The sequence below is a fragment of the Actinomadura sp. HBU206391 genome, from assembly GCF_014323665.1.
Lineage (GTDB): Bacteria > Actinomycetota > Actinomycetes > Streptosporangiales > Streptosporangiaceae > Actinomadura_C.
This window is the reverse complement of sequence record NZ_JABVEB010000247.1, coordinates 1-7,778: the sequence shown is the minus strand read 5'-3', so window position 1 is coordinate 7,778 and position 7,778 is coordinate 1. Positions and strand designations below refer to the sequence as shown.

Sequence of the window (7,778 nt, the reverse complement as noted above, 5' to 3'; positions counted from 1 at the left end):
GTCTTTCACGTCGGTCGAGATCGTCTGCCGCGTGTGCTCGGGCAAATCATCGAGCGGAAGCCGTTCCAACTCGACGATCAGGGCCTGGCGAAGGGGTCGCGACCCCGTAGCTAGGGCATCGCGACGGGCACTCTTGAGGGTCTTCGGGTTCCGCCACACACCGTCGTTGCGGATGAACGTCCGGACGAGTACTTCCTCCTCGTCCTCATCCACGAGCACGTACCGGCGCTCGACGAGAACGCGGAGTTCCGCCGTGAGTTGCTCGAGAGTCCAGCCCTTCGAGCGCTGGACCCACCGGCGGGGGTTGAGACTGAGCACACCCGCGTAATTAATGGTGGGTTGACTCAGCAGGAACAGGTAGAGCCTCTGAGGCCCGGGGTCCAGGTCCCGGAAGTCCTCGTCTGCCCAGATGTCCTTGAAGATCTGGGCGTATGCCCTGCTCAATATCTCGCCCCGTTCACGATGTCGTCGTAGTCCTCAAGGACGCTGTACAGATGTCTGTACGCGACCTCGTAGGCCGTGCTGGTGCGCAGGTAAGGGTTCGCGGCTGACCAGCCGGCCAACTGCGTGAGGCGCCTCTTGTAGCCCCCGTGGCCTGCCCATAGGTGGTCGATGGTGACCGGGCCATTCCGCTTCAGGTGCCGAGCAGCGCCACTGCGGATGTCCCGCTCCAAGGTGAGGAGCCGTGGTTCCGCATCGGTGAGCGCGGCCCAGGACTGAGGGGGGAAGGCGTTGCAGTTTGTGAAGGTCACTTGGGGGTTCCCTCTGTGCGATCGAGTCGATGTTCGAAGGGCACGGCAGGGGGGTGAGGGGAAGCCCGTCTGTCCGTTGAGGTGACTCGGCTCAGTGCGGTGAGGCCAGTGGTGGATGCGCTGAACGGCGTGAGCCGCAGCGGAGGTCAGGAGGCCGCGGCGTCCTTAGCGGCTTCCTCATCGATCCAGGCGAGCAGGTCGCTCTCCCAGCACACCAAGTTCTTGCTCAGCCGGAAGATCGGGGGACCGGTGCCGCAGTGGCGCTTGTAGCGCAGGGTCGCCTCAGACAGCGCGGTGATCTCGCTGATCGCGGGCAGCCGGAGGAGCCGATCTCCTCTACGGTCCGGCGGGGAGGCAACTTCGCCCCGAGTGGGCACCTGGGCGGCGCGACGAGTACCGGCATGGGTAGCCTTCATGCGACCCTTCCTCTCTTCAGGGTGGTGGGTCGGCGGCCTGGCGGGGGTGTTTGGCGACGGTCCCGTCAGGCCGCACTTGTGTGTAGTGCGGGCGATGACCTGCGATAACAACTTTTCGATGTGAAAATTGCGCGATCATCACCGTTCTGGGGCTGATGGTGCCACAACCGTCACTGGCTCGCAACTGTTGGAACGCACAACAGTTTGTTGTACTCTGCTCTCCATGGGAGATGAGGCGCGGCTTGAGTGGGGGACCCCAGAGGAGCGGTTCGCTAGGAACCTGCGCGAGCGGCGTGAGGCCATGGGGCTGTCCCAAGCAGAACTCGCCGAGCGGATGGTCGAGGCCGGACACGCCTTCCACCAGCAAACGATCGCCAGGGTCGAGAACGGCACCCGGGCGGTGCGGTTGAACGAGGCGGAGCAGTTCGCGCGGGTCGTCAATTCGACGGTCGCGGACCTCACGAGACAACCGGCTGAAGCCGTTGCCGCTCACCTACTCGAGAGCAGGTCGACCGATACCTATCGCGCGCACCAAGTGGTCGTCGCGGCGATAAAGGACCTCTGGAACGCCCGCATCGCGCTTGAAGCTCAGATCGAGCAAATCGAGAACCCGCGAGGTTCACTAGATCAGGAGGCGCTTGAGAAGCCGCTCACGTCCGCGAAAGCCCGGCTGCAGATGTCCACACCGGAGTACGCGGTTGAGTTCGCGCTCATGGAATTCGAAGGCAAGTTTGGTCGGCAGGGGCCTGGGCGCGGCACAGGGTTGCGGTTGAAAGAACTACTCGACCAGGTCAAGGACAAGCAGGTGACCGATGGCGAGAGTTAGAGATCTTTGGTTCGTCGAGGTCAAGGACCCGAACGACCCCGACAAGAAGATCAAACGGAAGACCGGGCGCCACCCCGACCGCGGCGGCAGCAAGGACGCGAAGCGGTGGCTCGCCTGCTGGATCGACCCGGACGGCAAGGAGAAGACCAAGGCGTTCGCCGTCAAGGAGAAGGCGAAGAGCTACGGGGCCACCAAGGAGGCCGACGTCGAGCGCGGCGAGTACATCGCCCCCGATGCCGGCAAGGAGCTGATCGGCCCGCTCGGCAAGAAGTGGCTCCGGCTCCGTGACGTCGGCGCGACCACCCTCCCGAAGTACGAGGGCGCCTTCCGCCTCCACGTCGAGCCCGCGTTCGGCCACCGCCAGGTGCAGGCCGTTCGACCGTCCGAGGTGCTGGAGTGGCTCCGCGAGCTCGGCAAGAAGCGCGGGCCCGGCACGCAGTTCGTGGCCTACACCATCCTGGCCGGCATCTTCGACCTGGCCGTGGCGGACGGCATGCGCAAGGACAACCCGGTGAAGTCGCCGATCGTCCCGGTGCCGAAGCAGGAGCACAAGGAGCGGAAGCCGTGGCCGGTCGAGCGGATCTGGCTCGTCTCCGACCATCACGCCGAGCCGTACCGGCTGATCCCCACCCTCGGCGCAGGCCTCGGTCTCCGCGAGGGGGAGGCGCTCGCGCTGGGAGAGGACGACTTCGACTTCGAGGCCGAGACGGTTGAGATCGGCCGGCAGATCGTCAAGATCGGCGGGTTGTGGGTCTTCAAGGCCCCGAAGTACGGCAGGGTACGGACCACCCCGCTGCCTAGCGGTGTCGCGCGCGCGGTGAAGGCGCACATTGAGGCCTACCCGCCGCGGCCGTACGCGCTGCCGTGGATGCCCGAGCGCGGCCCGGCGGAGGAGGAGCGCGCGGTCAAGCTGCTGTTCCGGTGGCACGGTGACGACCGGCGGACCCACGATCAGCACGTGCGCACGATGGCCTACGACCAGGGCGTGTGGAAACCGGCGCTGGTCAAGGCGGGGATAATCCCGCCGAGGGCCAAGAACAGCAACGGCCGGTTCGTCTACGTGGAGTCGCGCGAGGACGGTACTCACGCCTTGCGGCACTACTACGCCACCACGCTGATGGACGCTGGCGTATCCCTGGCGGGGGTCATGGACTTCTTGGGGCACAGTCGCAGGGGTGTGGGCGTTCCGGTGACCCTGGGCACCTACGGCCATGTGACTCCGGAGACTTTCGAGCAGGCGCGGAACGCGATCGACCGGAGTCTGTTCCGTCTCCGCGCCGTCCAAGATCAAATCTCCAGCGGAACAGGGCCGGAACAGGCGGTGTCGCAGTGACCGCCACAACCGTCCGCATGCAGGTCAGACACCAGGTCGGCCGGAATTCCGTGAGAATGTTCAGTTCTTCTGGTTCGTCTGGGGCATGTCCCCGAACGAACGGCACTCGGTGTTCCGTCCCGGCGAGGCGGCCGCCCGCCTCGCCCGAACGGCCCTCGATCAGGGCTGGCCGGCCGAGGCCGACCAGGACGGCCTCGCGCAGACCCTCGACCGGTTCCTGCACTGACCGACCCCTGGACGGACGCCGCGCCGATGTTGACCGTGGCGAGCGTCGTCCGACGTTCGCCCGGTCGCCCGTTCGCCCGGTCGCCTATAGTGATCTTGCGGTCGTTCGCAGACGAACGACCGCAAGATCACAGCGGCGAGGGGATGCGCTCGGGGGTGAGCCAGACGGCGCCGAGGGGCGGCACCCGCAGGACGGCGGAGGCCGGCTGAGCGTGCCAGGGCGCGTCGACCGCCTCCACCCGGCCGAGGTTCCCCACACCGCTACCGCCGTACTCATAGGCGTCGGTGTTGATCACCTCGCGCCATGTGCCCGCGAAGGGCAGGCCGACCCGGTACTCCTCGTGCGGCATCCCGGCGAAGTTGACGATGGACGCGAGCACTGAGCCGTCCGACCCGTACCGCAGAAAGCTCAGCACATTGCCGGCCGCGTCGTTGGCGTCGATCCACTGAAAGCCCTGCGGGTCGTTGTCCCTGGTCCACAGCGCCGGGGACGCGCGATAGGCCCGGTTGAGGTCGCCGACGAACTTCTGCGTCCCGGCGTGCAGCTCGTCATCGAGCAGCCACCAGTCGAGCGACCGCTGTTCCGCCCACTCACCGCCCTGACCGAACTCGCCGCCCATGAACAGGAGTTGCTTGCCCGGGTGCGCCCACATGTACGCGAGAGTGGCACGCAGGTTCGCGAACTTCTGCCAGGAGTCGCCCGGCATCTTGCCGAGCAGTGAGCCCTTCTCGTGCACGACCTCGTCGTGGGACAGCGGCAGGATGTAGTTCTCCGAGAACGCGTACACCAGCGAGAACGTGATCTCGCCATGGTGGTAGTTCCGGAAGATCGGCTCGTGCTTGAGATAGCCGAGCGTGTCGTGCATCCACCCCATGTTCCACTTGAATCCGAAGCCCAGCCCGCCGAGATGCGTCGGCCGGCACACGCCCGGCCAGGCGGTCGACTCCTCGGCGATGGTCATGATGCCGGGCGAGCGCTTGTACGCCGTGGCGTTCATCTCCTGCAGGAACGAGATCGCTTCGAGGTTCTCCCGGCCGCCATAGACGTTCGGGGTCCACTGGCCGTCCTCGCGGGAGTAGTCCAGGTAGAGCATCGAGGCGACGGCGTCCACCCGCAGCCCGTCGACGTGGAAGTCCTCCAGCCAGTAGCACGCGTTGGCCACCAGGAAGTTGCGCACCTGCGGCCTGCCGAAGTCGAAGACGTACGTCCCCCAGTCGGGATGCTCGCCGCGCATCGGGTCGGCGTGCTCGTACAGAGCGGTGCCGTCGAAGCGCGCCAGCGCCCACTCGTCCTTGGGGAAGTGCGCGGGAACCCAGTCGACGATCACACCGATACCGGCCTGGTGCAGCCGGTCGATGAGATACCGCAGATCGTCCGGATCGCCGAAGCGCGCGGTCGGCGCGTAGTACGACGTCACCTGATATCCCCAGGAAGGGCCGTACGGATGCTCGGCCACCGGCAGGAACTCCACGTGGGTGAAGCCGAGGTCGGAGACGTACGACACCAGCTCGTCGGCGAGTTCGCGGTAGCCGAGGCCCTGCCGCCACGAGCCGAGATGCACCTCGTAGACGCTCATGGGCTCGTGCAGCCAGTCGCGTCCCTTCCGCTGGTCCATCCACTCGCCGTCCGACCACACGTGCGATGTGCCGTACACCACCGACGCGGTCTTGGGCGGGCACTCGGTGGCCTGGGCCATCGGGTCGGCCTTGCGCGTCCACACGCCGTCGGCGCCGAGGATCTCGTACTTGTACGCGGTGCCGTCGGCGACGTCGGGCACGAACAGCTCCCACACGCCCGACGACCCCAGTGACCGCATGGGGTGCGCGGTGCCGTCCCAGTGGTTGAAGTCGCCGATGACCCGCACGCCGCGCGCGTTCGGCGCCCACACGGTGAACGCGGTGCCGGTGACCGGTCCGAAGGCGGAGGCGTACGTCCGTACGCGAGAGCCGAGCGCCTTCCACAGCTCCTCGTGCCGGCCCTCCTGCATCAGGTGCAGATCGAGCTCCCCGAGCGTCGGCAGGTGGCGGTACGGGTCGTCCTGGATGAGCTCCGGCCCGTCGGAATAGGTCACGGCGAGCCGGTAGTCGGGCACCGCGAGCGGGGCGCTGTCGGCCTTGACGTCGGCGAGAGAGGCGTCCTCGGGCAGCGTTCCGGTGTAGACCCCCGCGTGGACGTGGCGCAACGGATGGCGGGTGCCGTCGGGCAGGACCACCTCGACGGTCTCGGCCAGTGGCCGCAGAGCGCGGATCGTGACCCCGTCACGGCCGGGGTGGGCGCCGAGCACCCCATGTGGATCATGATGTTCGCCGCCGGTCAGCCGGTCCATCTCATCCCGCGTCACCCGTGCCATGGCGGTGAGGGCCTCCTTGATCGCTGGACTGTAGGTCCAACCTATGCCTTTCCCCATGAACGGCGCGTTTCACGGAAACGCTGCGATCGTCGTGCCGTCATTTCGGCGAAATGTCGTCTGGGGTCGTCCCGTGCACGTCACAGGTCGATGGCGTAGTCCAGGATGACGCGGTCGGCCGGGATGACGATGTCGCGGCACACCTCGAGCACGTGCTCGCCGGACAGCATGCGGCGGGTGATGGTCATGACGGGCACGCCGCCCGTCATTCGCAGGGTCTCGGCCTCCTCGGGGGTCGGCATGCGGGATCGCACGGACTCCTCTACCCGGGTCAGCGGGTGCCCGAGGAACGCGAGCTGCGCGGGGGTGCCACCCGGCCACGGCTCGCGCTCGGGATCGGCGACCGGGGTGCCCGCCACCAGGTCCCAGGGCAGATAGTTCACCGAGATCTGCTGGGGGTCGCCGCGGGCGTGGAACACGAACCGGCGGCGCAGCAGCTCGGTCGTCGCGGGGAGTTCGAACAGCGCGGCGAGCGCGGCGTCGGCCGGCACCCGGGTGTAGGCGCGGTCGAGGCGGTAGTCCCGCCAGCCGATCCGCTGGTCATGGGTGAACGACGTCGCCGGCGCCGCCAGAGGCCGGGTCTCCAGCCGGTACCGGTCCATCGCCACGCGCCGGGCCGGGGGACAGACGCGCACCACGGTGCCACCGCCCCGCCTGGTCTCCACCAGGCCCTCACCGCGGAGCAGCGCGATGGCCTGCCGCACGACGATCTCGGAGACATCGTGCATCTGGGAGAGCACGGCCATCGTCGGGAGTTTCGAGCCGGGTGGATGGCTGCCGTCGCGGATGCCGCCCCGTAGTTCCTCAGCGATCCGGAGATAGGCGGGGCGACCCTGCACAGGTGTCACCTCCTCTTGCGCCCGGGAGACGTTCCACTTACGTACAGCTTGACTCCTATCGTCTTGTGTATCACTTTCGTATACGGAAGGCATTCCTTGGAGAGGATGGCCACGATGGGGGACTTCGAAGACCTCAAGGCCGCCATTGAGGAGGAGTTCCCCGGCTGGCTCGTGTGGCGCAGCGACGCCGGCCGCTGGTACGCGACGCGGAACGGAGACCTCACGGACGCGCAGCTCCAAGCCGGATATGCGATGACCGTGGCCGCCGACGATTCCGCCGGTCTGCGGGCGCTGCTGGTCGACCAGAAGCGCAGGGACTGGCAGTAGGGGCGGGTCGGCCCGGTCCGCCGGCGGGGGCGGACCGGCTCGGCTCGGTCGGCGTCGCACCATAGACCCGCGCCGTGACGGCAGGGAAATCTGGCACTGCGGTTACCCATGTGGGCACGATCTGCTGCCGGGCAGGTCGGATGCCCCCGACGTCCCGCCACGGTCCCGGCTTCCTGCTCTTGGCGCCGTGCGACGCGCCGACGGTTTCACCGGATCACCCTGTGTGTGCCTACCGTCGCGTTACGGTGACCTGCGTGGCATTACTCAGTAACCGCCAGGGGAGGCACGGGCGCCGCAGGCGCCCGCTGTGGATGCTCGCGTTCGCCATCGCCCTGGCCGGGGTGCTGGCCGCCGCGATCCTGTTGGCGGTGACGCGGAACGAACCGTCTCGGGCCGAGCCGCCGCGATCGGCGGACCGGCGGAGCGTCGGCCGGGTGGCGGTCGGCGCCCCGAAATCCTGGCCGGCCTGGGGCTTCACGCACACCCAGTACAGCGCGGGCATCGGTGAGCAGGGGGCGACCGACGCGGTACGCGGCTCGATCTCCCGCCAGCCGGTCGTGCAGGCCCAAGCGATCATGGGCTGGGGGGTGGACAATCCAGAACCCGCCAGGGACCAGTACAACTTCGGCTCCCTCGACCAGCGCATGGACCT

Annotated in this window: 9 protein-coding genes and 1 pseudogene; 5 read left to right on the top strand and 5 right to left on the bottom strand. The window is 67.7% G+C overall.

Annotated features, from left to right (window positions below; all coding sequences use genetic code 11):
• From HKK72_RS32910 to HKK72_RS32900, 3 genes are all read right to left on the bottom strand, one after another.
• A partial coding sequence (locus tag HKK72_RS32910; protein WP_222721435.1) for a hypothetical protein occupies window positions 1–444 on the bottom strand: 444 nt, incomplete at its 3' end.
• Entirely contained in the window at window positions 441–752 is a 312-nt protein-coding gene (locus HKK72_RS32905) for a hypothetical protein (RefSeq protein WP_187238330.1), read from the bottom strand. The genes HKK72_RS32910 and HKK72_RS32905, both read right to left, overlap by 4 nt.
• A gap of 146 nt (window positions 753–898) precedes the next feature.
• On the bottom strand, window positions 899–1,168 hold the full coding sequence (locus HKK72_RS32900; protein WP_187238329.1) for a helix-turn-helix transcriptional regulator: 270 nt from the start codon (window positions 1,166–1,168) through the stop codon (window positions 899–901).
• 223 nt (window positions 1,169–1,391) lie between these two features.
• Between HKK72_RS32900 and HKK72_RS32895 the strand changes: the two genes are divergently transcribed.
• From HKK72_RS32895 to HKK72_RS32885, 3 genes are all read left to right on the top strand, one after another.
• Entirely contained in the window at window positions 1,392–1,994 is a 603-nt protein-coding gene (locus HKK72_RS32895) for a helix-turn-helix transcriptional regulator (protein ID WP_187238328.1), read from the top strand.
• Window positions 1,981–3,327, top strand: a complete 1,347-nt coding sequence (locus HKK72_RS32890) for a tyrosine-type recombinase/integrase (protein WP_187238327.1) — start codon at window positions 1,981–1,983, stop codon at window positions 3,325–3,327. The genes HKK72_RS32895 and HKK72_RS32890 overlap by 14 nt, the downstream gene beginning before the upstream one ends.
• An 85-nt stretch (window positions 3,328–3,412) precedes the next feature.
• Window positions 3,413–3,553: a hypothetical protein gene (locus HKK72_RS32885; protein WP_187238326.1), complete on the top strand. Its 141-nt coding sequence runs from the start codon at window positions 3,413–3,415 to the stop codon at window positions 3,551–3,553.
• Window positions 3,554–3,680: 127 nt separating this feature from the next.
• Here HKK72_RS32885 and glgB read toward each other — a convergent pair whose 3' ends face one another.
• Both glgB and HKK72_RS32875 read right to left on the bottom strand, forming a co-directional pair.
• Window positions 3,681–5,903 carry a 1,4-alpha-glucan branching protein GlgB gene (glgB, locus tag HKK72_RS32880; protein WP_187238325.1) on the bottom strand — a complete coding sequence of 741 codons (2,223 nt, stop codon included), beginning with the start codon at window positions 5,901–5,903 and terminating at the stop codon, window positions 3,681–3,683.
• A gap of 137 nt (window positions 5,904–6,040) precedes the next feature.
• Complete coding sequence (locus HKK72_RS32875; protein ID WP_187238324.1) at window positions 6,041–6,799, bottom strand: GntR family transcriptional regulator; 759 nt, start codon at window positions 6,797–6,799, stop codon at window positions 6,041–6,043.
• A gap of 114 nt (window positions 6,800–6,913) precedes the next feature.
• On the opposite strand from HKK72_RS32875, the gene HKK72_RS32870 reads away from it, so the two are divergent.
• Together HKK72_RS32870 and HKK72_RS32865 are read left to right on the top strand one after the other, a co-directional pair.
• Window positions 6,914–7,126, top strand: coding sequence for a hypothetical protein (locus HKK72_RS32870; protein WP_187238323.1), 213 nt, complete (start codon window positions 6,914–6,916; stop codon window positions 7,124–7,126).
• A 254-nt stretch (window positions 7,127–7,380) separates the two neighbouring features.
• Window positions 7,381–7,778 (top strand): annotated as a pseudogene (locus tag HKK72_RS32865) (hypothetical protein); the annotation flags it as partial.

Coding starts and splice junctions, on each gene's coding strand:
- HKK72_RS32900 (WP_187238329.1), bottom strand. CDS start 1,168: ATGAAGGCTACCCATGCCGGTACTCGTCGCGCCGCCCAGGTGCCCACT.
- HKK72_RS32895 (WP_187238328.1), top strand. CDS start 1,392: ATGGGAGATGAGGCGCGGCTTGAGTGGGGGACCCCAGAGGAGCGGTTC.
- HKK72_RS32890 (WP_187238327.1), top strand. CDS start 1,981: ATGGCGAGAGTTAGAGATCTTTGGTTCGTCGAGGTCAAGGACCCGAAC.
- HKK72_RS32885 (WP_187238326.1), top strand. CDS start 3,413: ATGTCCCCGAACGAACGGCACTCGGTGTTCCGTCCCGGCGAGGCGGCC.
- glgB (WP_187238325.1), bottom strand. CDS start 5,903: ATGGCACGGGTGACGCGGGATGAGATGGACCGGCTGACCGGCGGCGAA.
- HKK72_RS32870 (WP_187238323.1), top strand. CDS start 6,914: ATGGGGGACTTCGAAGACCTCAAGGCCGCCATTGAGGAGGAGTTCCCC.